Genomic DNA, 24,401 nt, shown 5'->3' with positions numbered 1-24,401 from the left:
TTAGAAAGTCGTACCGCCGCCAAACCGGAATTCTTGCACGCGGTCATACGCACCCTTGGTCAGCGGCACAGCGTAGTCGAAGCGCAGCGGACCAAACGGCGACTGCCAGATCAGGCCGACACCGACCGAGGTGCGGACAACCTTGCTGTCGTCATACGACAGGCCCAGACAGGTGCCCGGCGACGGCGGGTTGTTCGTCGGCTTGATACAGCCGGGCTGGTTGACTTCGCCGGTTGCCGCCCACGAGGTCGGGCCCTGGTAGTCATATAGCCCACCAGCGTCGGCATAGACCGCGCCCTTGAGCCCGACTTCCTTCGGCAGGAACCAGAACGGCATCTGCAGTTCGGCCGACACGCCCCAGTACTTGGTGCCGCCGACGGCGTCCATGGTGCCGTAGGGGTTGATGTCACGCGGACCGATACCGTTCGGCGCGAAGCCGCGGACCAGGTTCGGGCCCATCTGGAAGTGATCGAGCATGCGCAGTTCCTGGGTGCCGAGCTTGTTCAGGATGCCGCCCTGGGCGTGGATCACGCCGACGATGTCCGACACCAGCGGGGTGTAGTACTTCGCGTCGATCGCGCTCTTGATGTAGCTGACGTCGCCGCCGACGCCGGCGAAGTCCTGCTTGAAGTCGACGATCAGGCCGTCGGTCGGGTTCTTGTTGTTGTCGAGCGTGTTGTAGTTGAGCGTGTAGCCCAGCGCCGAGGTCAGGGTCTTGCCACCCGCCAGCTCCTTGCGGACCGGCAGCGAGGCTTCACCATCGCTGTAGCAGCCGAGACCGTTGGTCGACACCAGGCTGATCCCGTTCAGGTTCGCATAGGCCGGGCTCGGATTGAACGCAGGATTGGGCGTTACACCGTCAGCCAGGAAGGGATTGTTGTTACAGTTGTTGAGCGTCGACGGCAGGGTGATTTCCTGCTGATAGATCGAGTAGCGCAGCTGCAGCGACAGATCTTCCCGCAGGCTGAAGCCGAGGCGCGGGCTGAAGCCGAGCGTCTTGGTGCCGTAGGCGATGTAGCTGTTGGACAGCTGCTGGCGCTGGTAGAAATCGAGGCCGAGCGCGACGCGATAGTCGAGCAGGTAGGGTTCGACGAACGAGAGCGAGTAACCGCGGGCATACTGGCCGTAGGTCACCGACGCCTTGGCGAACAGGCCGCGGCCGAGCAGGTTGCGCTCGGAGACGCTGACTTCAGCCAGCGCGCCGTCGGTGGTCGAATAGCCGCCCGACACCGAGAAGTCGCCGGTCGACTTCTCCTCGAGATCGACGATCAGGATGACGCGATCGCTGGAGGACCCGGGCTCGGTGGTGATCTTCACGGTCTTGAAGAAATCGAGGTTCTTCAGCCGGCGCTCGGCACGGTCGACCAGCGCACGGTTGTACGCGTCGCCTTCCGAGATATCGAACTCGCGGCGGATCACGTAGTCGCGCGTGCGGCTGTTGCCGCGGATGTTGATGCGCTCGATATAGGTGCGCGGACCTTCATCGATCGCGAAGGTGATCGACACCGTGTGATTGTCGAAATTGCGATCGCCGCGCGGACGGACCACCGCGAACGCGTAGCCGCGGCGCGACGCCTCGATCTGCATCTCCTCGACCGACTTCTCCAGCGCCTCGGCGTTGTAGAGCGAGCCGATATTGACGCGCGAGAACGAGCGCAGCGCGTTCGGATCGAGCGTTGCGATCGACGACGTATAGTTGACGGCCGCGACGCGGTACTGCTGGCCCTCTTCGATCTTGAAGGTGACCAGGAAGCCCTTCTTGTCGGGATCGTATTCGGTCAGCGCGGCCACGACCTGAACGTCGGCATAGCCGTTCTTGAGGTAGAAGCGGCGCAGCAGGTCACGGTCGGCCTCGACCCGGTCGGGGTCGTAGACGTCGTTGCCGCCGAGGAAGCTCAGGAGGTTCGATTCGCGGGTCTTGATGACGTCGCGCAGGCGGGATGCCGAATAGGCATTGTTGCCGATGAATTCGATCGACCGCACACCGGTCTTCACGCCTTCATTGATCTCGAAGATCAGGTCGACGCGGTTATTCGGCTGCTCGATGATCTGCGGATTGACCCGGACGTCGTAGCGGCCGGAGCGGCGGTAGATTTCAGCGATGCGCAGGGCATCCGACTGCACCATCGGGCGCGAGAAGGTGCCGCGGGGCTTGGACTGGACTTCGGCGGTGAGCTGCTCGTCCTTGACCTTCTTGTTGCCTTCGAAGGCAACGCGGCCAATCACCGGGTTCTCGACCACGACCACGACGAGGCGCCCGCCCCGCTGATCAATATGGACGTCCTGGAACAGGCCGGTCTCGATCAGCGCTTTCAGGCCGTCATCGATCTGGGCCTGGCCCAGCCGACCGCCTGGTCCGGGATGGAAATAGGAACGGATGGTTTCGAGCTCGACGCGACGGTTCCCCTCCACCGTGATCGAATCAACGGTCTGCGCTTGCGCAGGCGCAGAGACAGCAACGGCCGCCAAGGTCGCCGCCACCGGCGCGGCGAACATGACCAAGGCGGCAAACAGCCCCCCCCTCACTCGCATTCCAAACATCATGCGCAACGCGCCCTTATCTTTCGCAATGCCGGACCGTTCCCCAACGACCCGACAGATTCCCAACCTGCCGCTCAGCTTGTAGCCAACTTTGCCAAGGGGGCAAACTTACTACAGCTGAACATTTCCATTTTCATACCAAGACGTTGCCCATTGGCAACGCCACAGAAAAGCCCCGTTTCAGGACCCTGCGATTCTGAGGATGTCGTTATACGTCGCAAACACCATCAGCATCAGAACCAAACCCAGCCCGATTCGGAAACCCACCTCCTGCGTCCGCTCTGAAAGCGGGCGCCCGCGAAGCGCCTCCGCGCTGTAGAACAGCAGGTGCCCGCCATCCAGAAGCGGAATCGGGAACAGATTCAACAGCCCGATCGAGACCGAGAGGATGGCGCAAAGATTGACAACGAACTGGAACCCGGCGCTCGCGGCCTGACCCGACAGCTTCGCGATTCCAATGACCCCGCTCACCTCGGCCGGATTGCCGGTCCCGACGAACAGCGAGCCCAGGAACTTGAAGGTGCTCGAAATAATGTACCAGACCTGCTCGACACCGATCTTCATGGCTTCAAAGACGCCGACCGGAGCGCTCGATGCTTCGCCGACCTGAGCCTTGTGCTCGATTCCGAGCACGCCGATTCGGTGGGCGTTGCCGAAGGGGTCCTTGACCTCCTTTAGCGCCGGCGTCGCCTTCAGCGAAACGATCGCGCCGTCCCGTTTCGCTTTGAAACCAAGTTCTGAACCAGCATTCGAGGCTACGATCCGCTGCATGTCGGCGAAGCTCTGAATCGCGCTGCCGTCGATATCGACGACGACATCCCCGACCTTGAAGCCCGCGTTCGCAGCGGCGCTCTCGGCGACCAGGCCGTCGACCCGGGCGATCGTGCTGGGCTTGCCGTAATAGAGCGCCATGCCCGCGAAAATCAGGGCGCCGAGAATGAAGTTCGCCACCGGACCGGCCGCGACGATGGCGGTGCGCTTGCCGACCGACTTGTGGTGGAAGCTGCCTTCGCGCTCCTCCGCCGTCATGGCGGCGAGCGCCTCCGTCGATGGCGTCGACGCCTCGCTGTCGTCGCCGAAGAACTTGACGTAACCGCCGAGCGGAATCGCGGAGATCTTCCAGCGTGTGCCATGCCGGTCGTTGAAGCCGGCAAGCTCCGGCCCGAACCCCAGCGAGAACGTCAGCACCTTCACGCCAGCCCAGCGTGCAACCAGGAAATGGCCGAGCTCGTGAAAGAAAACAACGATGGTCAGGACGAAGAGAAAGGGAACGATATAGCCGAGGACCCCATGGCTCAACGCATTGATACTATGAAGAAAATACTCGGGCATTCGAATTCCCCTCGACAAGAGCCATAGGCTCCGTCCCCAACCCTCTAGGTTGCCTTTAAGGCAATTTGAGGCAATAGGGCGGCAGCTTTATTTCGCGCGATATGGTCAACGGAAATCGCGTCATCCGCCGAGTTCAGTGGTGGCTGATTCCCCGACCTGATCCAATCATTCATCGTGGCCTCGACCAGCCGGGCGATCGCACCGAACTTGATCTTGCCAGCAATAAACGCCGCAACCGCGATCTCGTTCGAGGCGTTGTAGACCGTTGTCGCGCCATTGCCGAGCCGCAGCGCCTCGTAAGCGAGCCGCAGCCCCGGAAAACGCTGGAAGTCCGGCACCTCGAAGGTGAGCTGCCCGATCTTGGCGAGATCGAGCTTGGCGGATGGGCCCGCGATCCGGTCCGGCCAGCCGAGGCAATGCGCGATCGGGATCCGCATGTCGGGCGTGCCGAGCTGGGCCATCACGGAGCGATCGGAGAACTCGACCATGCCGTGAATGATCGACTGCGGGTGCACCAGCACGTCGATCTCGTCGGGCGCCAAAGCGAACAGGTAGGATGCCTCGATCACCTCGAGGCCCTTGTTCATCATCGAGGCGGAATCGATCGTGATCTTCTGCCCCATGCTCCAGTTGGGATGCTTCAGGGCCTGTTCGAGCGTCGCCTGTTCGATGTCGGCAGGAGCCCAGGTGCGGAACGGCCCGCCGGACGCGGTAATGATCACCCGCGTCAGTTCCTCGCGATTGCCGGACGCCAGCGCCTGGAACAGCGCATTGTGCTCGGAGTCCGCCGGCAGGATGCAGGCGCCGGCCCTTTTGGCCCGCTCCATGAAGATGTCGCCGGCGCAGACCAGGCACTCCTTGTTGGCGAGCGCGACGGTTGCGCCGCGATCGACCGCGGCAAGCGCCGGCTTCAATCCGGCAGCGCCGCTGACCGCGGCCATCACCCAATCCGCCGGCCGCGCGGCCGCCTCGATGATGGCGCTCTCCCCGGCCCCGCATTCGATCCGGGTTCCGGCCAGTGCGTCCTTCAATTCGGAAAGCCGCGCCGGATCGGCAATGGCGGCGAACCGCGCGCCGAACTCCCTGGCGAGCTTGGCCAGTCCCTCGACATTGCTGTTTGCGGTCAGCGCCTCGATCCGGTAACGGTCGCGCGCGCCACGCAGCAGATCCATCGTGCTGTCGCCGATCGAGCCGGTGGCACCGAGGACGGTCACGGACCGCGCTGCGGATGCCGCGGCGGCCTTGTTGTTACGCAACGGAACTGCGCTCATCTCATCACCAAACCATAAGACCGCGTCCGACGCCATCGGCGCCACCACGGAGAAAGCCGAAAATCGCCGCCACGATGACGGCCGCGACAAATCCGTCCAGGCGATCCAAAAGGCCGCCATGGCCGGGAATGATGTGGCTCGAATCCTTCACCCCGAACCGCCGCTTCACAGCGGATTCGAAGAGATCGCCAAGTTGCGAGACCACCGACAACAGGGCTCCGAGCATCAGGAGCGGCCCGGTCGTGCCGATCTCGAAGGCTGCAAAGCAGGCCGCAACCAACAGGCTCGCGACGAAACCGCCGGCCGCGCCAGCCCATGTCTTCTTCGGGCTGACCCGCACCCAAAGCTTCGGCCCACCGATGCTGCGGCCCGCGAAATAGCCGCCGATATCCGTGACCCACACGATCAGCAACACGAACATCAGCGCGGCAAAGCCCTTTACCGGATCGAGGCGCAGCAGCACCGACGCGATCTCGGCGGCCGCGGCATAGAGCAAACCCGCGATGGCCCAGTTGCGCCGCACGCCCGATGTCAGCACCACGACAACCGCACCGACGGCGAGGACCACCAGCGCCGCATCGATGCGGCCGGCGATCAGGCAAAGTCCGGCGAGCAGCAGCGCGACAACACCGGGCACCATGACGCGGAGTTCGCGTCCGAGCCCGGTGACCATGAGCCATTCCGCGAACAATCCGACCGCAACCACCGTCACCAGCAGCGACCAGGCGATGCCGCCCAGATAGGCCAGCGCGATCGCAACCGGCGCCAGCACCAGCGCCGCAACCACGCGCATCGCGAAGTTGCGCGACCCCTGCTCGCTTGCTGCCGCCGGCGACTGCTCGCTTGCTGCCGCCGGTGCGGCTTCGCGCTCGCTCACGAGCCGGTTTTCGCGGCGAGGCCGCCGAACCGGCGCTCACGCTTGCCGTATTCCGCAATTGCGCCTTCGAGCGCCGCCTTGTCGAAATCAGGCCAGTGAATCGGCACGAACACGAGCTCGCTATAGGCGGCCTGCCACATCAGGAAGTTCGACAGACGCTGCTCGCCGCTGGTGCGGATGATCAGATCGGGGTCCGGAATGTCGGGCGCATCGAGATAGTGCCCGAGCGTATCGGCATCGATGGAGTTGGCGTCGCGCTTGCCTTCGGCGACCTCGCGCGCAAGCCGCCGCGCGGCGGCGGCGATCTCCGCCCGCGAGCCGTAGTTGAAGGCGACCACGAGGTTGAGCTTGACGTTGTTCCGCGTCAGCTCCTCGGCCTCGTTGAGCAGCGCGCAGATGTCGGGATCGAGCCCGGCGCGCTCGCCGATCACGCGCACCCGCACGCCGTCACGATGCAGCGTCGCCAGATCGTTGCGGATGAAGCGGCGCAACAGGCCGAACAGGTCGCCGATCTCGCTGGCCGGCCGCGACCAGTTTTCCGAGCTGAACGAAAAGATCGTGAGATAGACAATGCCGAGTTCATTGGCCGCACGCACCACACGGCGCAGGGCCTCGACGCCGCGGCGATGGCCCTCGACGCGCGGCAGGCCACGCGAAGCGGCCCAGCGCCCGTTGCCGTCCATGATGATCGCCACATGCAACGGACTGCCGGAGCGATCCGGTCCGTCGGTTGCTGGGGCGGCAGCGTTCGACATCGACTCTTTCCCGTAGCGCCTTCAGACCGTCAGGATTTCCTTTTCCTTGGCGGCGAGCAGCTGATCGACCTCGGCGATCACGCCGTCGGTCGCCTTCTGCACTTCGTTCGACAGGCGCTCCTGATCGTCTTCGGAGATCTCGTGATTCTTCTCGAGCTTCTTGATCACGTCGAGGCCGTCGCGGCGCACGTGGCGTACCGCGACCTTGGCCGCTTCCGCGTATTTGTGCGCGACCTTGACGAGTTCCTTGCGGCGCTCCTCGTTGAGCTCGGGAATCCGCAAGCGCAGCACCTGTCCTTCGGTTGCCGGCGAAAGGCCGAGGTTGGAGTCGACGATCGCCTTCTCGACGGCCTTCACCATCGTCTTGTCCCAGACCTGCACCGAGAGCAGGCGCGGCTCGGGAACGCTGATGGTCGCAACCTGGTTGAGCGGCATATGCGAGCCGTAAGCCTCGACCTGGACCGGCTCCAGCATGGAGGCCGCGGCGCGGCCGGTCCGCAGACCGCCGAGCTCGTGCTTGAGCGATTGTGTCGCGCCCTGCATGCGGCGCTTCACGTCGTTGATGTCAAAACCAGCTGCGGCCATGACGCTTCTCCCCTTTACTAGAAACCGGCTGTCGACGCCCGGAGGCGCGGCAATCAGCCGGCGACGACCGTACCGTGTCCGGTACCGCGCAGAATCGCACCGAACGAACCGGGCTCCGCGATCGAGAACACGATGATAGGCAGCGACGTCTCGCGGGCAAGTGCGAAAGCGGTCGCGTCCATGACCTTGTAGCCGCCCTCGATTGCCTGCGAATGGGTCAGGCGGTCGAAACGCTTGGCTTTGGGGTCCTTCTTCGGATCGGCGCTGTAGACGCCGTCGACATTGGTGGCTTTCAGCACCGCCTCTGCACCGATCTCGGCCGCGCGCAGCACGGCGGTGGTGTCGGTGGTGAAGAACGGGTTGCCGGTTCCGCCGCCGAGCAGGACGATGCGTCCCTCGGCGAGATATTTGTGCGTCGCACTACGGGTGAACAGCTCGGAAATCTCCGGCATCACGAATGCCGACAAGGTCCGCGCCGGTGTCCCCTTGCGCTCGATCGCCGCCTCGAGCGCGAGGCAGTTCATCATGGTGGCAAGCATGCCCATGGTGTCGCCGGTCGGCCGGGACACGCCGCGCGAGGAGACCTCGACGCCGCGGACGATGTTGCCGCCGCCGATCACGACCGCGACCTCAACACCGAGCTTGCGGGCCACGATCAGGTCGTCGGCAACGCGGTCGACCGTCGGTTGATCGATACCGAACCCGTGGGAGCCGGCCAGATATTCGCCGGACAGCTTGATCACCACGCGACGATAGATCGGCTCAGCCATGATGCGATCGCTTTCTCATCCCGCGCAGGCAGGCCTCCGGCGCGGACGCCGGACGCCCTGGTGTCAGCGGTTACTTCTTGCCGCTGGCGGCCGCGACTTCGGCGGCGAAGTCGCTTTCCTGCTTCTCGATTCCCTCACCGAGAGCATAGTTCACAAAGCCAGCGATTTTGATCGGCCCGCCGACCTTACCCTCAGCTTCCTTCACCGCCTGGGCAACGGACTTGCCGCTGTCGTGGATAAAGGCCTGATCGAGCAGGCAGACTTCCTTGTAGTAGGTCTTCAGGCCGGAATCGACGATCTTCTCGATGACGTTCTCCGGCTTGCCCTGCTGGCGGTACTTGTCGGCCAGCACGTCCTTCTCGCGCTTGACGGTCTCCGGATCGAGGCCGGCCGGATCGAGCGCCAGCGGCTTTGCCGCCGCGACGTGCATGGCGAGCTGGCGGCCGAGCACTGCCAGTTCGTCGGTCTTGCCGGTGGATTCCAGTGCCACGATCACGCCGATCTTGCCGGCGCCTTCGACGACGGCGTTGTGGACGTAGCTCGACACCACGCCCTTGCTCACCTCGAGCGAGGCGGCGCGGCGCAGCGTCATGTTCTCACCGATGGTCGCGATAGCGTCGGAGATCGCGGTCTCGACGGTGACGTCGCCGACCTTGGCCGCCTTGATCGTCTCGACATCGGCACCGTTATGCAGTGCGACCTGGGCGATCATCTTGACCAGGCCCTGGAACTGCTCGTTGCGTGCAACGAAGTCGGTCTCGGAATTGACCTCGACCAGCACGCCCTTGGTGCCGGAGGTCAGCGCGCCGATCAGGCCCTCGGCCGCCACGCGGCCGGCCTTCTTGGCGGCCTTGGACAGGCCCTTCTTGCGCAGCCAATCCTGCGCAGCCTGCATGTCGCCGTTGTTCTCGGTCAGCGCCGCCTTGCAATCCATCATGCCCGCGCCGGTCGATTCGCGGAGATCCTTGACCATCGCTGCTGTGATCGTTGCCATCGTTCAATGTCCTTCTTGCCTGTGCAGAAACCGCGGCGCCCGTTGGCGCCGCCGTCAGCGACAGGGGAATCGTTGTTCGTGGAATAGAAGCGGCGGCCGGGCGAGACCCGGCCACGCCGCGTAGCGTTTATTCCGCTTCGGCGAGCGTCTTGGCCTGGGCGACCCAGGCATCGGCACGACTCGGCAGACCGACTTCTTCGCCGATCTTGTGCGCGGTGTCGTGGTCGAGCTCGGCGAGCTGCCAGTAGTGGAAGATGCCGAGGTCGTTGAGCTTCTTCTCGATGGCACCGGACACGCCGGTGAGCTTCTTGAGGTTGTCGGCGGTGCCGCGCGGACCGGCGAGGCCCTGGAAGCCGGACGGCGCAGCCGCCGGAAGGTCTTCCTGCACGGGCGCAGCCGACGCACCGATATCGATTCCGGAATCGCCCTGCGCGCGCGAGATGCCGTCGATGGCGGCGCGCGCCACGAGATCGCAGTAAAGCGAGATCGCGCGGCCGGCGTCGTCATTGCCCGGCACCACATAGGTGATGCCCTTGGGGTCCGAATTGGTGTCGACGATCGCGGCGACCGGGATGTTGAGCCGCTGGGCTTCCTGGATCGCGATGTCTTCCTTGTTGGTGTCGATCACGAAGATCATGTCGGGAAGACCGCCCATGTCCTTGATGCCGCCGAGCGAACGGTCGAGCTTGTCGCGCTCGCGCTGCAGCGTCAGCCGCTCCTTCTTGGTGTAGGAGTTGGCTTCGCCCGACGACAGCACGTCGTCGAGATGACGCAGGCGCTTGATCGAGGCCGAGATCGTCTTCCAGTTGGTCAGCGTGCCGCCGAGCCAGCGCGAGTTGACGAAGTACTGGGCCGAACGCTTCGCAGCGTCGGCAACGCCGTCCTGGGCCGAGCGCTTGGTGCCGACGAACAGGATGCGGCCGCCCTTGGCGACGGTATCGCTGACCGCCTGCAGGGCACGGTGCAGCATCGGCACGGTCTGCGCGAGGTCGATGATGTGGATGTTGTTGCGGGCGCCGAAGATGTAATCCTGCATCTTCGGGTTCCAGCGGTGGGCCTGATGGCCAAAGTGAACGCCAGCTTCCAAAAGCTGGCGCATGTTGAATTCGGGCAGCGACATAGATCTAGTTCTCCGGTTGGTTCCTCCGGAAACGTGTGAGCAAACGAGCCTGAATGGCCCGGTTGCCACCGGACGGCCTTTGAGAGCCATGTTTCCGTGTGAGATGGCGCGCTATATAGCCTGATTTGCGCCAGAAGCAAGGAAATACGGCCGGTTCCACCGGCCGGACAGGCCCAAATCGTGCCGAAACGGCCCTGTTTGGCGGCCCCAGGACTATCGCAGGTGGGCGCGGCAAAAATATCGAAAACAACCCCATGCAAAGGAGCTGGCGGCGACCGGCGCTGGACAAGCCGCTTGACCCGTCGGGCAAATCACGGCCACATTTCCAATATTCCGAAATCGTGCAAGCACGCCTCGCGGGCAAGGCCTTGTGGGATCGCCCTGCCCCTATAGCGTCTGGACGTCGACCACGCCCGCGACCGCCTTGATCGCGCCGGCGATCTGCGGCGAGACCTTGTAGCGGCCGGGCAGCTTCATCTCCACCTCGGTCTCGAGGTCCAGCATCATCACCAGCGAGACGTCGCCGTCGGCGGCACCTGCCGGCGGCGCGGCTGCCGGCTTGACCGCTGGTGCCTTTGCGGAAGCGCCCGGGGCGGGCGCGGCATCCGGCATGTTGAGCCGGCGGGCGATCGAATCCAGCGGCTTGGTGTCGCGCACGAAGATCCGCAGGCCCTTTTGCGTCTTGGCCGCGGCGTGATCCAGCGGCTCGGCGTGCAGCACCCTCGCCCGCACATCCTCGCCCTGCAGTTCGGCGCCGAGCTGCAACAGCACGGCCGCCCCGGGCTCCAGCACATCGCGGTACTGCGCGAGGCCCTCGGAGAACAACACCGCCTCGAAATGGCCGGTCGGATCCGACAGGCCCATGATGCCCATCTTGTTGCCGGTCTTGGTACGCCGCTCCATGCGCGACACCACGGTTGCCGCGACCTTGCCTGCCGTCGCGCCGGTCTTCACCGCACGGGAGAATTCCGCCCAGGATTGTACGCGCAGCCGCTTCAGCGCGGTCGCGTAGTCGTCGAGCGGATGACCCGAGAGGAAGAACCCGATCGCGTCATATTCGCGCCGCAGCCGGTCCGCGGGCAGCCATGGCTCGACCTGCGGCAGCATGATGCTGGGCGCATCCGGAGCGCTGCCGAACATGTCATTCTGGCCCGAAGTCGCCGCCTCGTGGCTGCGCTGACACGCCGCGAGAATCGCATCGGCGCCGGCGAAAACGCGCGCCCGGTTCGGGTCCAGCGTGTCGAACGCGCCGGCCGCCGCAAGGCTTTCGATGATCCGCTTGTTGACGGCGCGCGGGCTCACCCTTGCGGCGAAATCGGCGAGCGAGGTGAAGGCGCCCTTCTTGTTGCGCTCCTCGATGATCTGTTCCACCGCCTGGATGCCGACGCCTTTCAGCGCGGCGAGCGCGTAGTAGATCGTGTTGCCGCTGACCTCGAAGGTCGGGCCGGAGCGATTGATGTTGGGCGCCTCGACCTTGATGCCGAGCCGCTGCGCCTCGGAGCGGAATTCGGAAAGCTTGTCGGTGTTGTTGAGTTCGAGCGTCATCGACGCCGCCAGGAACTCGACCGGGTAATGCGCCTTCATATAGGCGGTGTGGTACGACACCAGCGCATAGGCCGCCGCGTGGCTCTTGTTGAAGCCGTAGTCGGCGAATTTGGCGAGCAGCTCGAAGATCGTCTCCGCCTGTCCCTTCGACACGCCGTTCTTCATCGCGCCGGCGACGAAGATGTCGCGCTGCTTGTCCATCTCGGCGCGGATCTTCTTGCCCATCGCGCGGCGCAGCAGGTCGGCCTGGCCGAGCGAATAGCCCGCCATCTGCTGCGCGATCTGCATCACCTGTTCCTGATAGATGATGACGCCGAAGGTCTCCTTCAGGATCGGCTCCAGGATCGGATGCAGATATTCCGGCTCCTCGTCGCCGTGCTTGCGCGCGCAATAGGTCGGGATGTTCGCCATCGGGCCCGGGCGATACAGCGCCACCAGCGCGATGATGTCCTCGAAGCGGTCCGGCCGCATGTCGATCAGCGCGCGCCGCATACCCTGGCTTTCCACCTGGAACACGCCGACGACGTCGCCCCGGGCCAGCATCTGATAACTCGGCGCATCGTCGATCGGCAGCGTCGCGAGGTCGACATGAACGTCGCGCTGCTTGAGCAGCTTGACCGCGACATCGAGCACCGTCAGCGTCTTGAGGCCGAGGAAGTCGAACTTCACGAGGCCCGCCGGCTCGACCCATTTCATGTTGAACTGGGTGACCGGCATGTCCGATTTCGGATCGCGGTACATCGGCACCAGCTCGCTCAGCGGCCGATCGCCGATCACGATACCTGCGGCGTGGGTCGAGGCGTGGCGGGTCAGGCCCTCGAGGCGCTGCGCGATGTCGAACGCACGCGCCACCACCGGATCCTCGTCGCGGAACGCCTGCAGCTTGGGCTCGCCTTCGATCGCCTGCGCCAGCGTCACCGGAGCCGCGGGATTCTGCGGCACCAGCTTGGTCAGCTTGTCGACCTGCCCGTACGGCATCTGCAGCACGCGCCCGACGTCGCGCAGCACGCCGCGCGCCTGCAGCGTACCGAAGGTGATGATCTGCGCCACCTGGTCGCGGCCATAGCGCTCCTGAACGTACTGGATCACCTCGCCGCGGCGGTCCTGGCAGAAGTCGATGTCGAAGTCCGGCATCGAGACGCGTTCGGGATTGAGGAAGCGCTCGAACAGCAAGGCGAAGCGCATCGGATCGAGGTCGGTGATGGTGAGCACCCAGGCGACCAGTGAGCCCGCACCGGAGCCGCGGCCCGGCCCGACCGGAATCCCCTGCGCCTTCGCCCATTTGATGAAATCCGAGACGATCAGGAAGTAGCCCGCGTATTTCATGCGAGTGATGACGTCGAGCTCGAAGGCGAGCCGCTTGGCGTAATCCTCCTCCGTCATGCCCGGCGAGAGACCGTGCACCCGCAGGCGGTTGGCGAGCCCCTCCTCGGCCTGGCGCTTCAGCTCGGCCGCCTCGTCGGCGGCCGCATCGGCACTGGCGGAGCCGCCGACCGTGAAGAACGGCAGGATCGGCTTGCGGGTCTTCGGGCGGAACGAGCAGCGCTCGGCGATCTCCACCGTCGAGGCCAGCGCCTCCGGAATATCGGCGAACAGCACCGCCATTTCCGCGCGGGTCTTGAAGCGGTGATCCGGGGTCAGTTGCTCGCGGTTGGTCTCGGCGATCAGGTGTCCGCCGGCGATGCACAGCAGCGCATCATGCGATTCGTAGTCGTCACTGCTGGCGAAATACGGCTCGTTGGTCGCAACCAGCGGCAGGCCCTTCGCATAGGCGAGATCAATCAGGCCCCCCTCGGTGCGGCGTTCCTTGTCGATGCCGTGGCGCTGCAGTTCGATGTAGAGACGATCGCCGAACAGGCTCGCCAGGCGTTCGCAGCGGGTCGCGGCCAGCGCGGCCTGCTCGGCGCGCAGCGCCAGCGCGATCGGCCCGTCGGGCCCCCCGGTCAGCGCGATCAGATCCTCGGCGTCGTCGGTCAGCCAGTCGAGCTTGATGTGCGGGGTCTGGTTGACCGGTGTCTCCAGGAACGCCCGCGAGTTGAGCCGCATCAGGCTGCGGTAGCCGCGCTCGCGGGCCGCCAGCAGCACGATTCGCGTCGGCCCCGTCGTCGCCAGGATGCTCCGCGTATTGGGGTCGACATCGCCGAAATCCACCGCCAGCTCGCAACCGACGATCGGCTGGATGCCGTAGCCGGCCATCTTGTCGGAGAATTCCAGCGCCCCGAACATGTTGTCGGTGTCGGTGAGCGCCAGCGCCGGCTGACGGTCGGCCTTGGCGAGTTCGCCGAGCTTGGCGATCTTGATCGAGCCCTTCAGCAGCGAATAGGCGGAATGAACGTGAAGGTGAACGAATCCGGCATTCGGCATGGCTGCTCGGGGGTCTCTTGAAGGCAGGGATGGCGCGAGTGCCCAAGCCGGAGCTCGAAAGCATCAGACCCGACTCGCATCCCCATCGTGGGGCCTCGGCCCTGCCAAGTCCACGCCGAACGCGGCGTGGCGCCGGGTCGTCCTGCTTTTCCCCAGACGCAACCTATGTCCCTGTCCCCGCGGGCACATTTCAGAACTGGGTGATCAGCTGGGCCCAAACCGCGATCATCCCGACGAACAGCGTGATCGATGCCAGCGCTGCAGCTTCCTGCACGAAAATCTTCAACATGCCCGCTCTCCCTGAACTGGAACGTATGCAGAACATTGTTCCTTTTTTGTTCCAGGAGTCAAGCGAGCCTAGGAATGCCCGCGCAGCCTTCACCGCCGATGGTTAATCCGCCAGGCCAACAAAAAACCCCGGGCCGAGGCCCGGGGTTTTCGATGCCGCTTGGATTAAGCGAGCGATCAGTAACGCCCGATGACCGGGCCACCGAACTTGTAGTTCAGACGGCCGAGGACCATGTCGGTGTCGCCACCGGTGTGGAAGCCGGTCACGCCGACGCCAGCCGGGGTCACGAAGGTCGCACCGTGGGTGTCTTCGAAGATGTGGTTGTATTCGACGCCGAGCGACCAGCCCTGCGAGAAGGCGAATTCGAGGCCAACACCAACCGTCGGGCTCCAACGCGTGTCGTAGCCGGTCGAGGACGCCAGCGCGCCGCCGGGTGCCAGGAACTCGTAGTTGCGATCGGTGACCGCAGCACCGCCCTTGGCGTACAGCAGGACGTTGTTCCAAGCGTAGCCGATCTGACCGGTGAACAGGCCGAACGCATCGGTCTTCGAGCGAACGACGCCGCCCGGGACGAGCAGGTTGCCGGTGCTGCCGGAGAAGTCAGCCCAGTTGCCCTGAGCTTCCAGACCGAACACCCAGCCGCCGGTCTGCCAGCGGTAGCCGACCTGGCCACCGACGGTGCCGCCGTTGGCATCGTAGCTGCCGACGCCACCGATGCCGTCGACCGAACGGTTGTCGTGGCTCTGGCCCCAACCACCGTTGATACCGATGTAGAAGCCGGTCCAATCATACACAGCGGCAACCATGGGCGGCGGAGCCTTCGTGTAAGGGCGAGCCGCGAGGTCAGCCGCAGAGGCAGCGGTCGCGCTGAGCGCGAGCAGGCTGGCGGTGACAAGCAAAATCTGTTTCATTTTCCCGTTCCAACTTTTTCTACAGGCCCCCAAGGCCGCGAGACACCGTCATAGCAGCCCCCGTCGGAATTGCTGTAACTTCGCTGCAACAGGCAGGCCCAAACGACTTCGCTCAAATTTGAAGTTAATGCTGCGTTACAAGCACTTCTTGGAACTTTCGCCACATAACTGCCGCACAATCTTCACAATTCAAAGCGCCTGCGCGGCTGCGCGCAAGATCGTGTTGACCGGAACCGGCTTGTCCGATTTGGATCGTCGCCGATATCGAATCTTCGCAGCGATAAGGAATGCACATGCGGACGATGATTCTTGCTGCTGCGGCGTCGGTGGTCGCGCTCGCCACGTTTGGTACCGCGCCCTCGCATGCCGTCGGCGTGCGATACCCGTTCTGCATCCAGGGCGACCGCTATCCAGGTCTCAGCAACTGCTCCTATCCGTCCTATGAGGCGTGCCTTGCCACCGCCTCCGGCATTGGACAGAACTGCATCGCCAACCCCTATTATGCCGGCGACAACGACCCGCGCTCCTATCTGCACGTCGCCCCGCGCGACCGCCGTGAGGGCAATTTCTTCGACCTGTTCTTCCACTGACGCCCGCCCGGCGTCGCCGCCGCGGGAATGTGAGTTGATCGCTCCCGCACGCGGGGGACTGTTCGCACGGACGTTCGGCGCGAGCGTTGCCGGCGCCAGATCGATTGGAGCTTCTGATGCGAAACCTGATTCTGGCACTGTTTCCGGCGCTCTTGGCGCTGGGTACGATCGCAAGCACGCCAGCCAATGCCCAGAAATACGATTCGACCTCGCCGGTCTGCAAGACGAACTACCGATGGGGCGGCGAGGATACCGACTGCGGCTACACGTCGCTGGAGCAGTGCCGCGCCTCGGCGTCCGGCCTCGCCGCGATGTGCATCACCAATCCGTATTATGCCGGGCCGCCGATTGATCGTCGGCCGAGCCAGTCTGGCAAACGACCTCGCCCCGCTTATTGAGGGCTCAAAAGCCCTTTCCATTGCGACTGAAGCAGAGCGGAAAAAGCTCTAGACTCCTGTGCTTAGCGTATGTTCTTCACACGAGCTGCGACCCACTTCGCGCGAAACGCTATTCGAGCTCGACGACCTGTCCGTTCGACAGCGACACCCGGCGGTCCATCCGCGCGGCGAGATCCATGTTGTGGGTTGCGATCAGCATCGCGACCCGGGTCGCCTTCACGAGCTGCATCAGTGCGTTGAAGACGTGATCGGCCGTTCCGGGATCCAGATTCCCGGTCGGCTCGTCAGCAAACAGCACCCGCGGTGCGTTGGCAACCGCGCGCGCGATCGCCACGCGTTGCTGCTCGCCGCCCGAGAGCTCGGCCGGACGATGGGTGATGCGGTCGCCAAGCCCGAGATAGGCCAGGATCTCGGTCGCGCGTTTCACGGTTTCGGAGCGCTTGAGGCCACGAATCATCTGCGGCAGCATGACGTTCTCGAGCGCCGAGAACTCCGGCAGCAGCCGGTGCGACTGATAGACGAAGCCGATATCGGAGCGGCGAATCTGCGTGCGGTCGACGTCCGACATCTGCGAGGTCGGCGTGCCCGCGACATAGACCTCACCCTCATCGGGACTCTCCAGCAGGCCCGCGATGTGCAGCAGCGTCGACTTGCCGGATCCCGACGGCGCCACCAGCGCCACCGACTGACCCGGCCACAGCGCCAGCTTGGCGCCGTTCAGCACCGTCAGCGTCGCTTCGCCCTGCCTGTATTCCCGCTTGATATCATGAAGATAGACGACCGGTACGTCTTCCGCCCCCTCTGCCATGTGCGCTCCCTATTCGTACCGGAGCGCTTCGACCGGATCGAGGCGCGCGGCGCGCCACGACGGGTAGAGCGTCGCAAGGAAGGACAGCGTCAACGCCATGATCACGACGGCGAGCGTCTCGCCGAAATCGACCTCAGCCGGCAGCTTGGAGAGGAAATACAGTTCCGGCGAGAACAGCTCGGTGTTGGTGAGCCATGACAGGAACTGCCTGATCGATTCGATGTTCAGGCAGATCAGCATGCCGACCGCAAAGCCGGTCAGCGTTCCCACCACGCCGATCGAGGCCCCCGTGATCAGGAATATCCGCATGATCGAGCCTTGCGAGGCGCCCATGGTACGCAGGATCGCGATATCCTGTCCCTTGTCCTTCACCAGCATGATCAGCCCGGAGACGATGTTGAGCGCCGCGACCAGCACGATCATGGTCAGGATCAGGAACATCACGTTGCGTTCGACCTGCAGCGCGTTGAAGAACGTCGAATTGCGCTGCCGCCAATCGACCAGGAAGACCGGGCGCCCGGCCGCCTCCGTCACCAGCTTGCGGTAGGTGTCGATCTTGTCCGGATTGGTGGTGAACACCTCGATCGAGGACACGTCGTTGTTGCGGTTGAAATAGGCCTGCGCCTCGGCCAGCGGCATGAACACGAAGGTCGAGTCGTATTCCGACATGCCGATCTCGAACACCGCCGTGATCTTGTAGGGCTTGATGCGCGGCGTCGTGCCCATCGGCGTCACCGCGCCCTTCGGCGAAACCAGCGTGATCATGTCACCGGCATGCAGCGAGAGCTGATCGGCAAGCCGGCGGCCAATCGCAACCCCCTGCCCCTCGTCGAAGCCTTCGAGCGTGCCCTGCTTGATGTTCTTGGCGATCGAGGTGAGGTTGTTGAGATCGTCGGCGCGAATACCGCGGATGAAGACGCCGGCCGCGTTGAACGGCGATGAGCCGAGCCCCTGTCCGTCCACGACGGGCGCGGCCAGACGGATGCCCTGCACCTGGCTGATGCGGTCGGCGACGTCTTTCCAGTCGGTCAGCGGCGATTCCAATGGCTGCACCAGAAGGTGGCCGTTGAGGCCGAGGATCTTGTCGAGCAGTTCCTTGCGGAAGCCGTTCATGACGGCCATCACCACGATCAGCGTGGCAACGCCGAGCATGATACCGAGGAACGAGAAGCCGGCGATGACCGAGATGAACCCTTCCTTGCGGCGCGCGCGCAGATAGCGTCCGGACAGCAGCCATTCGAATGGCGCAAAAGGCGGGGTACGGACTGGCTCGTTCATGGTCTCATCCATCTCTCGATAATCCCATGATTCGGGTCAAATGTGGCCGGATTACCCCGCCGATAGATACGGCGTGAATAAACTTTAACCCGCGAGCTTCGCGACCACGTCCGCAGGGCTCATGTTCTCGCGTGAACCGTCGCTGCGGCGCTTCACCTCGACCTTGCCTTCCGCGAGCCCCTTGGGCCCAACGAGAATCTGCCAGGGGATACCGATCAGATCGGCCGCGGCGAACTTGGCGCCGGCGCGCTGATCGGTGTCGTCGTAGAGCACATCGACGCCCTTCGCCGAGAGCTCGCGATAAAGCTGCTCGCAGGCACCGTCGACCGCGGCATCGCCCTGCTTGAGGTTGAGGATCGCAGCGCGGAACGGCGCGACCGCCTCGGGCCACTTGATGCCCGCGTCATCGTGACAGGCTTCGATGATCGCACCAACCAGGCGCGACACGCCGACACCGTAGGAGCCGCCATGGATCGGCACGTCGACGCCGTCGGGCCCCGCCACCATCGCCTTCATGGTGTCGGAATATTTGGTGCCGAAATAGAAGATCTGGCCGACCTCGATGCCGCGGGTGTTCAGCCGTTTTGCTTCCGGCACTTCCTGCTCGAAGCGCGCAGCCTCGTGGACGTCCTCGGTCGCCGCATAGACCGAGGTCCACTGCTTGATGATCGGCGTGAGATCGCCATCATAGTCGACGTCCTCGCCCGGCACCGGCAGGTCCAGCACGTCGCGGTTGATGTAGACGCCGGACTCGCCGGTCTCCGCCAGCACGATGAATTCGTGGCTGAGGTCGCCGCCGATCGGGCCGGTCTCGGCCCGCATCGGGATTGCCTTCAGGCCCATCCGCGCAAAGGTGCGCAGATAAGCCACGAACATCTTGTTGTAGGAGCGCCGCGCGCCGGCCTCGTCGAGGTCGAACGAATAGGCGTCCTTCATCAGGAATTCGCGGCCGCGCATCACGCCGAAACGCGGACGCTGCTCGTCGCGGAACTTCCACTGGATGTGGTAGAGGTTGAGCGGCAGGTTCTTGTAGGACTTGACGTAGGAGCGGAAGATCTCCGTGATCATTTCCTCGTTGGTCGGTCCGTACAACAGCTCGCGCTTGTGACGATCGAGGATGCGCAGCATCTCGGGGCCATAGGCGTCGTAGCGGCCGCTTTCACGCCAGAGATCGGCAAGCTGCAGCGTCGGCATCAAGAGCTCGAGCGCACCGGCACGGTCCTGCTCCTCGCGAACGATCTGCTCGATCTTCTTCAGCACCCGGAAGCCGAGCGGCAGCCAGGCATAGATGCCGGCCGCCTCCTGCCGCATCATGCCCGCGCGCAGCATCAGCCGATGCGAGACAATCTCCGCCTCTTTCGGGTTTTCTTTCAGGATGGGCAGGAAAAACCGCGACAATCGCATGGCGTTACTCGGGAATCAGGAAATCGTGGGAAGAGCAGCAGTGAAACCGGATCGGCTGTGAAAACACAAGGCCGCCAAATGACAAAAGCCCTTCAAATCAGGCTATTTTCCGCCATTTGAGCGATTTGCGTCCCGCCGACGTGCCCGGCGCGCTGATCGTGCGTTTACCTGACCTCGAAATCGTCTTCCAGCGTCACTTTCCTGAAATCGGTCACCAGGGCGTCGATCTGCATGTGCCAGCGGCCCGGGACCGGCAACGGCACCTTCTTCACGTGCCAATAGCCGTCGGGACCCAGCGCGGCGCTGCGTTCCAAGGGCTCGATGCCGCGATCCGGCAGGCTCAACGTCAGTGTCGCCTCCTTGGCCGCGAACGGGCTGGCATCGCCGTTCATCAGCTGCAGCACGAAGTCATTCTGCCCGACCTTGCCCGGCGCGATCAGCACCTGGAACATCGCGGCATCGGTATGGATGTGGACCGCGAGCGGAACGTCGTCTGACATTGCCAGCGCGCGCGGCGGCGGCGTGAAGCGCCACAGCGCGACGAGACCGAGGATTGCGATCATCAGCACGAACTCGAGCGCGATCGAGCGCTGGAGCGGCCGCGTGCGGTGAAATTCGTGCGCGATGGCCGGCGTGAACACCAGCCGGTTCAGCGCAGCGAGCGTGAGCAACAGCGACACCAGCGCAAGTTTCGCGAGGAGGATGTTGCCGTATCCGGTGTCGATCAGTGCGCCAAAGCTTTCGAGCTGAACGACAGCGAGTACCAGGCCGGACAAGGCGATCAACGCGACGACCGGCACGGCAAGCGTCGAAAAGCGCCCGAGCACCCGCAGCAGCGAGTCCTTGCGCTGCCAGGCCAGCACGGCCAGCGGCGCGAGCGCACCCATCCAGAAGGCGAGGCCAACGCCATGGATGAACAGCGCGGTCCGCGTCAGCCATTGCGGTGACGCGGTGGCGGCATGGCCGCTGACCGAAAGCGACAGCCCGACACAGATCATTGCGATCGCGGTACCGATCAAGGCCGCGCTGAACGACGGACTGCGCCAGCCGATCGCCGCGATCAACATCGCAGCGATCGCGAGCAGCAGTGCAGGAAACAGGCCGGTGCCGGCCGCGCTGGCCCACGCTGCCCATGTCAGGACGCCCGTGATCGGCAGGTTCAGCAGGTCGACGCCCTGCAAGCCGAGCGAGGCAATCGCGCCGATGAGGCCGATCGCCAGCGACCACATGATCAGCCGTTCGCCAGCCGGGCCCTGCCCGATCCAGGCGGCAAAGAACACACCGCCGACGCCGGCAAACAGCCCGAGATAGAGCCCGAGCCGTGCCAGCCAGATCAGCGCATGCAGCACGCCATCACCGGCCGGCGCCGCCGAGCCGGTGACGACGCCGATCGAGAACAAGAGCGAACCCGCAACCGGATGGCCGTCCTGCGACACCACGCGATAGCTGACCACCTGCGTGCCCTGAGGCAAGTCGGCCGGCAGGGTCACCATCACGGATTGATCGACGGCGCGGATCGTGACGTCGCGCGGCTTGCCCGCAGCGTCGAGCAGGCTGACCGCGGTCGGCGCCACCGCTTCGTTGAAGCGGAGCACCACCGTTTTCGGTGCCTCCGTCACCACGCTGCCATCCGCAGGTTCCGCTCCGATCAGGACGGCATGTGCATGGGCCGAGGTCGCAAGGCACAGCGCCAACAGCAGCGTAACCAGGCCTGTTACAACAAGGCTTGCGACCGCCCGCACGGCTTACGACTTCGGCAGCAGCTTGACGCCGGGCGCCGGCGTCTTGCTGCCATGGTCGTGCCCGCCGCCCTCCCCCTCGGCCGGAACATCGATCCAGCGGCTGACACCCTGTTCGCATTCCTGCACGACGGGAAAATACAACGTGGTGTTCGGCTTCAGCGTATCGGTGAGAAACGTCTGCATCACGAACTCGTCGTAGTTCTGGTCGGAGAGCTTGCCACCGCTCCAGGCCACTTCCTTCACGCCCTCGGCGAGCTTGGCACCGTGATAGTCGTATTGGGCCGTATATTTGCCGGTGACCGTATCGAGGGTCCAGCCGGGCTTCGGCATCGGCTTCACCCCGATCACGCCTTCCGGAATCTGCACGCGGATCTTGATCGTCGCCGATCCCGCGCAGCCATGCGGCACGGCGAACACCGCCTTGTAGTACGATCCGACCGGCGCCTGTTTTCCCTCAAGCGTGATGTGAGCGACCGCCGGCGACGCTGCGAGCAGCGCCACCGTGGCAATGAGGAGGGTGTGTGACCGCATGGCTCCCTCACATCTTCTTCATGTCCATGTGACCGGAATGGTCGCCATGGCCGGAGTGATCGCCGCCACCCGGCGCCTGCGCACCGACAGCCTGGACGTCCAGCAAGACCGAGACCTTGCCGGCCTTCTCGAATTCGAGCGTGACCGGCACCTTGTCGCCCTGTTTCAGCGGGTGCTTCAGGTCGAACATCATCAGGTGATAGCCGCCGGGTGCGAGCTTCACGGTCTTGCCCGGCTCGATGGTCAGTCCCTTGTCGAGCGCACGCATCTTCATCACGCCGTTATCCATCGACATTTCGTGGACCTCGATCTTGCCGGCGACGTCGGCCGAGCCGGAGATCAGCCGGTCGGGCGAAGTCCCCTTGTTCTCGATCGTCAGATAGCCGCCGCCGATCTTGGCGCCGTTCGGCGTGGCGCGCGTCCACGCCTGGGTGATCATGAGGTCGCCGGCTTTGACGTCCTCGGCGCGCACGGAGGTGGACATGACCGCAGCCAGCGCTGCGAGAGCAAGGATACGGGAGAGCGTCTTCATGGTGGCGGCTTCCTTTCAGGTTGAAGTGGTCGTGCTATCGGATTGCTGCGGCCTGGGCGTCAGACCATTTGTTCAGATCGGCGAGTTCGGCCGATCCTTCGATCGTCGTGATGGTGCCGTCACGGGCAATCAGCATGGTTCGCGGGATATCACCCTGCCAGGCCGGATCGATCTCAAATCGCAATCGTTCGGCGAAGCCATCGCCGAAAATCCAGTTCTCGGCTGATGCGAGCCCTGCCTTATCCAGCATCGATCGGGTCGCGTCCGGTAGGTTCGGCACCAGATCGGCGCTGATCGTTACGACGTCGATACCGGGATGATCCTTCATGAACTGGCCAAGCTGCGGAAGCTCGACCTTGCAGGGTCCGCAGGTCACACCCCAGAAATGCACCAGGGTCGGATGGCCGGCGTGCGCATGCAGCAGCTTTTGCCAGCTGCCGCGTTCGAACGGCTTGGGTGCGCCCGCTTCGACCGCCAGCGCGGGCGACAACGCTGCGAGCAGGATCAAAGTCGCGAGGAAATGGCGCTTCACGGTTCGCCCTCGATCGCTTGAAAATGATAGCCGTCCGCCTTCGTCATCCACGACAGGTAGGTCTGCCGGCTGTCCGAGACCAGCAGCGGATGATCGGAACTGTCGCTGGTGTCAGCAATGACAGCAGGTTTCGACCAGCTCGCTCCGTCGTCGCGCGAGGTCATCAGGTTGATCGATGTCTTTTCGCCGTCGAACTCCTTCCACGCCATCACCAGCCCCTGCGGGCCTGCGATGACCTGCGGCCGTGACGGGCTCCTGTTCGGCTGACCAATCGGAAGCGGATCGGAGAAGGTTTTGCCGCCGTCGCGTGACCGCGCGTAGAACAATCCCTTGCGCGCCTTGCCGTTGGTGTACCACGTCACGTGATAGGTTCCTTCGCGCGAAATGGTCAGGCTCGGACCGTGATGCGGACATGCGGCGATCTGCCAGTCGTCGCGGCTCACCCGATGCACCTCGCCGGGTGTGCCCAGATCGGTAAACGTCACGATCGCATGGTCGCGCACACCGCCTTCGAAGATGTTTCGAAACACCACCACGGGATGGCCTGCGCCATCGAATGCCAGGGCGAGACGGCAGCACTCGCAGGTGTTGTCGGCGGCCAGCCGCGCATCGGAATAGGTCGCGCCACCATCCTTCGACGACGCGAAGAACAATCCGGCACCGTCATACTTCTCGCCACGCTGTTGCGCCGGCACGCGGTTGCGCTTGTCGAGCCAGACCGCGAACACGGCACCGCCTGGATCGAAGCCGATCGCCTCGAAGCGTTGGCTCTCATTGTTCGCGGTGATCGGCTTCGGCGGATCAAAGCTGCGTCCACCGTCGGTCGAACGCGAGGTCAGCACCTGGCCGTTGAAGGCCTGATCGCGAAAGATCGAGAATGCCAGCGCGATGTCTCCCTTGGCGTCGATCGCAAGCTTCGGGCGCGCATCCGGGCCCCAATCAAGGTTGAGCCGGTCCCGGGTCACCTGCACGGGCGCGGAAAAGCTCTTGCCCTGGTCCTTCGAGCTCGCGACGGAGATTTGACCTCCGGCCATCCATATCAGCCACAGTGTCCCGTCCGGCGCGAAGGCCGGAGTGACCTTGCTCGCGCAACGCAAGACGGTGTCCTCGCACGCCGCTTCCGAGGCGTGCTGGTGGTTCATCTGCGCGCAGGCGAAATCAGGCAAAGCCCCGAGCAGGATCGTCGCCAGCACGATCCGAGCCGCAGTCTTGCGAGACGTCATCGATGCGCT

Annotated in this window: 21 protein-coding genes; 2 read left to right on the top strand and 19 right to left on the bottom strand. The window is 64.2% G+C overall.

Annotated features, from left to right (window positions below; translation table 11 throughout):
- From bamA to ACVW1C_RS39290, 11 genes are all read right to left on the bottom strand, one after another.
- The gene (bamA, locus tag ACVW1C_RS39340; RefSeq protein WP_456762805.1) at nt 1-2,544 is read right to left on the bottom strand and encodes an outer membrane protein assembly factor BamA; all 2,544 of its coding nucleotides are present in this window, start codon (nt 2,542-2,544) and stop codon (nt 1-3) included.
- 177 nt (nt 2,545-2,721) lie between these two features.
- Complete coding sequence (rseP, locus tag ACVW1C_RS39335; protein WP_456762804.1) at nt 2,722-3,873, bottom strand: RIP metalloprotease RseP; 1,152 nt, start codon at nt 3,871-3,873, stop codon at nt 2,722-2,724.
- A gap of 44 nt (nt 3,874-3,917) precedes the next feature.
- Nucleotides 3,918-5,144, bottom strand: coding sequence for a 1-deoxy-D-xylulose-5-phosphate reductoisomerase (dxr, locus tag ACVW1C_RS39330; protein ID WP_456762803.1), 1,227 nt, complete (start codon nt 5,142-5,144; stop codon nt 3,918-3,920).
- Nucleotides 5,145-5,148: 4 nt separating this feature from the next.
- Entirely contained in the window at nt 5,149-5,937 is a 789-nt protein-coding gene (locus ACVW1C_RS39325; protein WP_456763286.1) for a phosphatidate cytidylyltransferase, read from the bottom strand.
- Between the two features lie 80 nt (nt 5,938-6,017).
- Complete coding sequence (locus tag ACVW1C_RS39320) at nt 6,018-6,776, bottom strand: isoprenyl transferase (protein ID WP_456762802.1); 759 nt, start codon at nt 6,774-6,776, stop codon at nt 6,018-6,020.
- Nucleotides 6,777-6,797: 21 nt separating this feature from the next.
- Entirely contained in the window at nt 6,798-7,361 is a 564-nt protein-coding gene (gene frr, locus ACVW1C_RS39315; protein WP_028334007.1) for a ribosome recycling factor, read from the bottom strand.
- Nucleotides 7,362-7,414: 53 nt separating this feature from the next.
- The gene (gene pyrH, locus ACVW1C_RS39310) at nt 7,415-8,131 is read right to left on the bottom strand and encodes a UMP kinase (protein WP_456762801.1); all 717 of its coding nucleotides are present in this window, start codon (nt 8,129-8,131) and stop codon (nt 7,415-7,417) included.
- Nucleotides 8,132-8,201: 70 nt separating this feature from the next.
- Nucleotides 8,202-9,125 carry a translation elongation factor Ts gene (gene tsf, locus ACVW1C_RS39305; protein WP_456722913.1) on the bottom strand — a complete coding sequence of 308 codons (924 nt, stop codon included), beginning with the start codon at nt 9,123-9,125 and terminating at the stop codon, nt 8,202-8,204.
- A gap of 127 nt (nt 9,126-9,252) precedes the next feature.
- Nucleotides 9,253-10,245, bottom strand: a complete 993-nt coding sequence (locus tag ACVW1C_RS39300) for a 30S ribosomal protein S2 (protein ID WP_146985730.1) — start codon at nt 10,243-10,245, stop codon at nt 9,253-9,255.
- Nucleotides 10,246-10,632: 387 nt separating this feature from the next.
- On the bottom strand, nt 10,633-14,154 hold the full coding sequence (gene dnaE / locus ACVW1C_RS39295) for a DNA polymerase III subunit alpha (protein ID WP_456762800.1): 3,522 nt from the start codon (nt 14,152-14,154) through the stop codon (nt 10,633-10,635).
- A 465-nt stretch (nt 14,155-14,619) separates the two neighbouring features.
- Nucleotides 14,620-15,354 carry an outer membrane protein gene (locus ACVW1C_RS39290; RefSeq protein ID WP_456762799.1) on the bottom strand — a complete coding sequence of 245 codons (735 nt, stop codon included), beginning with the start codon at nt 15,352-15,354 and terminating at the stop codon, nt 14,620-14,622.
- Nucleotides 15,355-15,647: 293 nt separating this feature from the next.
- Here ACVW1C_RS39290 and ACVW1C_RS39285 point away from each other — a divergent pair, with 293 nt between their 5' ends.
- Together ACVW1C_RS39285 and ACVW1C_RS39280 are read left to right on the top strand one after the other, a co-directional pair.
- Nucleotides 15,648-15,944 (top strand): DUF3551 domain-containing protein, encoded by a 297-nt coding sequence (locus ACVW1C_RS39285; RefSeq protein WP_224924440.1) that lies wholly within the window; start codon nt 15,648-15,650, stop codon nt 15,942-15,944.
- A gap of 116 nt (nt 15,945-16,060) precedes the next feature.
- A complete protein-coding gene (locus ACVW1C_RS39280; protein ID WP_456762798.1) occupies nt 16,061-16,342 on the top strand; it encodes a DUF3551 domain-containing protein in 282 nt (93 codons plus the stop codon).
- Nucleotides 16,343-16,451: 109 nt separating this feature from the next.
- On the opposite strand, the gene ACVW1C_RS39275 is transcribed toward ACVW1C_RS39280, so the two are convergent.
- From ACVW1C_RS39275 to ACVW1C_RS39240, 8 genes are all read right to left on the bottom strand, one after another.
- Nucleotides 16,452-17,150 (bottom strand): ABC transporter ATP-binding protein, encoded by a 699-nt coding sequence (locus ACVW1C_RS39275; protein ID WP_173642802.1) that lies wholly within the window; start codon nt 17,148-17,150, stop codon nt 16,452-16,454.
- Nucleotides 17,151-17,159: 9 nt separating this feature from the next.
- The gene (locus ACVW1C_RS39270; protein ID WP_092114619.1) at nt 17,160-18,440 is read right to left on the bottom strand and encodes a lipoprotein-releasing ABC transporter permease subunit; all 1,281 of its coding nucleotides are present in this window, start codon (nt 18,438-18,440) and stop codon (nt 17,160-17,162) included.
- Between the two features lie 72 nt (nt 18,441-18,512).
- Complete coding sequence (proS, locus tag ACVW1C_RS39265) at nt 18,513-19,832, bottom strand: proline--tRNA ligase (RefSeq protein WP_456762797.1); 1,320 nt, start codon at nt 19,830-19,832, stop codon at nt 18,513-18,515.
- Nucleotides 19,833-19,996: 164 nt separating this feature from the next.
- Entirely contained in the window at nt 19,997-21,574 is a 1,578-nt protein-coding gene (locus tag ACVW1C_RS39260) for a copper resistance CopC/CopD family protein (RefSeq protein ID WP_456762796.1), read from the bottom strand.
- Nucleotides 21,575-21,577: 3 nt separating this feature from the next.
- Nucleotides 21,578-22,105 (bottom strand): YcnI family copper-binding membrane protein, encoded by a 528-nt coding sequence (locus ACVW1C_RS39255; RefSeq protein WP_456762795.1) that lies wholly within the window; start codon nt 22,103-22,105, stop codon nt 21,578-21,580.
- Nucleotides 22,106-22,112: 7 nt separating this feature from the next.
- Entirely contained in the window at nt 22,113-22,637 is a 525-nt protein-coding gene (locus tag ACVW1C_RS39250) for a copper chaperone PCu(A)C (protein WP_456762794.1), read from the bottom strand.
- A gap of 34 nt (nt 22,638-22,671) precedes the next feature.
- Nucleotides 22,672-23,169 carry a TlpA family protein disulfide reductase gene (locus tag ACVW1C_RS39245; protein ID WP_456762793.1) on the bottom strand — a complete coding sequence of 166 codons (498 nt, stop codon included), beginning with the start codon at nt 23,167-23,169 and terminating at the stop codon, nt 22,672-22,674.
- Complete coding sequence (locus ACVW1C_RS39240; RefSeq protein ID WP_456762792.1) at nt 23,166-24,392, bottom strand: sialidase family protein; 1,227 nt, start codon at nt 24,390-24,392, stop codon at nt 23,166-23,168. The genes ACVW1C_RS39245 and ACVW1C_RS39240 overlap by 4 nt, the downstream gene beginning before the upstream one ends.
- Between the last annotated feature and the right edge of the window lie 9 nt (nt 24,393-24,401).

This window comes from Bradyrhizobium sp. USDA 4011 (assembly GCF_054063415.1).
Note: the sequence above shows the minus strand (reverse complement) of the source record. Positions and strands in the feature narration are given on the sequence as shown.

Excerpts from the sequence above, each read along its gene's own strand:
- bamA (WP_456762805.1), bottom strand. The coding sequence starts at position 2,544 with ATGATGTTTGGAATGCGAGTGAGGGGGGGGCTGTTTGCCGCCTTGGTC.
- rseP (WP_456762804.1), bottom strand. The coding sequence starts at position 3,873 with ATGCCCGAGTATTTTCTTCATAGTATCAATGCGTTGAGCCATGGGGTC.
- dxr (WP_456762803.1), bottom strand. The coding sequence starts at position 5,144 with ATGAGCGCAGTTCCGTTGCGTAACAACAAGGCCGCCGCGGCATCCGCA.
- ACVW1C_RS39325 (WP_456763286.1), bottom strand. The coding sequence starts at position 5,937 with ATGCGCGTGGTTGCGGCGCTGGTGCTGGCGCCGGTTGCGATCGCGCTG.
- ACVW1C_RS39320 (WP_456762802.1), bottom strand. The coding sequence starts at position 6,776 with ATGTCGAACGCTGCCGCCCCAGCAACCGACGGACCGGATCGCTCCGGC.
- frr (WP_028334007.1), bottom strand. The coding sequence starts at position 7,361 with ATGGCCGCAGCTGGTTTTGACATCAACGACGTGAAGCGCCGCATGCAG.
- pyrH (WP_456762801.1), bottom strand. The coding sequence starts at position 8,131 with ATGGCTGAGCCGATCTATCGTCGCGTGGTGATCAAGCTGTCCGGCGAA.
- tsf (WP_456722913.1), bottom strand. The coding sequence starts at position 9,125 with ATGGCAACGATCACAGCAGCGATGGTCAAGGATCTCCGCGAATCGACC.
- ACVW1C_RS39300 (WP_146985730.1), bottom strand. The coding sequence starts at position 10,245 with ATGTCGCTGCCCGAATTCAACATGCGCCAGCTTTTGGAAGCTGGCGTT.
- dnaE (WP_456762800.1), bottom strand. The coding sequence starts at position 14,154 with ATGCCGAATGCCGGATTCGTTCACCTTCACGTTCATTCCGCCTATTCG.
- ACVW1C_RS39290 (WP_456762799.1), bottom strand. The coding sequence starts at position 15,354 with ATGAAACAGATTTTGCTTGTCACCGCCAGCCTGCTCGCGCTCAGCGCG.
- ACVW1C_RS39285 (WP_224924440.1), top strand. The coding sequence starts at position 15,648 with ATGCGGACGATGATTCTTGCTGCTGCGGCGTCGGTGGTCGCGCTCGCC.
- ACVW1C_RS39280 (WP_456762798.1), top strand. The coding sequence starts at position 16,061 with ATGCGAAACCTGATTCTGGCACTGTTTCCGGCGCTCTTGGCGCTGGGT.
- ACVW1C_RS39275 (WP_173642802.1), bottom strand. The coding sequence starts at position 17,150 with ATGGCAGAGGGGGCGGAAGACGTACCGGTCGTCTATCTTCATGATATC.
- ACVW1C_RS39270 (WP_092114619.1), bottom strand. The coding sequence starts at position 18,440 with ATGGATGAGACCATGAACGAGCCAGTCCGTACCCCGCCTTTTGCGCCA.
- proS (WP_456762797.1), bottom strand. The coding sequence starts at position 19,832 with ATGCGATTGTCGCGGTTTTTCCTGCCCATCCTGAAAGAAAACCCGAAA.
- ACVW1C_RS39255 (WP_456762795.1), bottom strand. The coding sequence starts at position 22,105 with ATGCGGTCACACACCCTCCTCATTGCCACGGTGGCGCTGCTCGCAGCG.
- ACVW1C_RS39250 (WP_456762794.1), bottom strand. The coding sequence starts at position 22,637 with ATGAAGACGCTCTCCCGTATCCTTGCTCTCGCAGCGCTGGCTGCGGTC.
- ACVW1C_RS39240 (WP_456762792.1), bottom strand. The coding sequence starts at position 24,392 with ATGACGTCTCGCAAGACTGCGGCTCGGATCGTGCTGGCGACGATCCTG.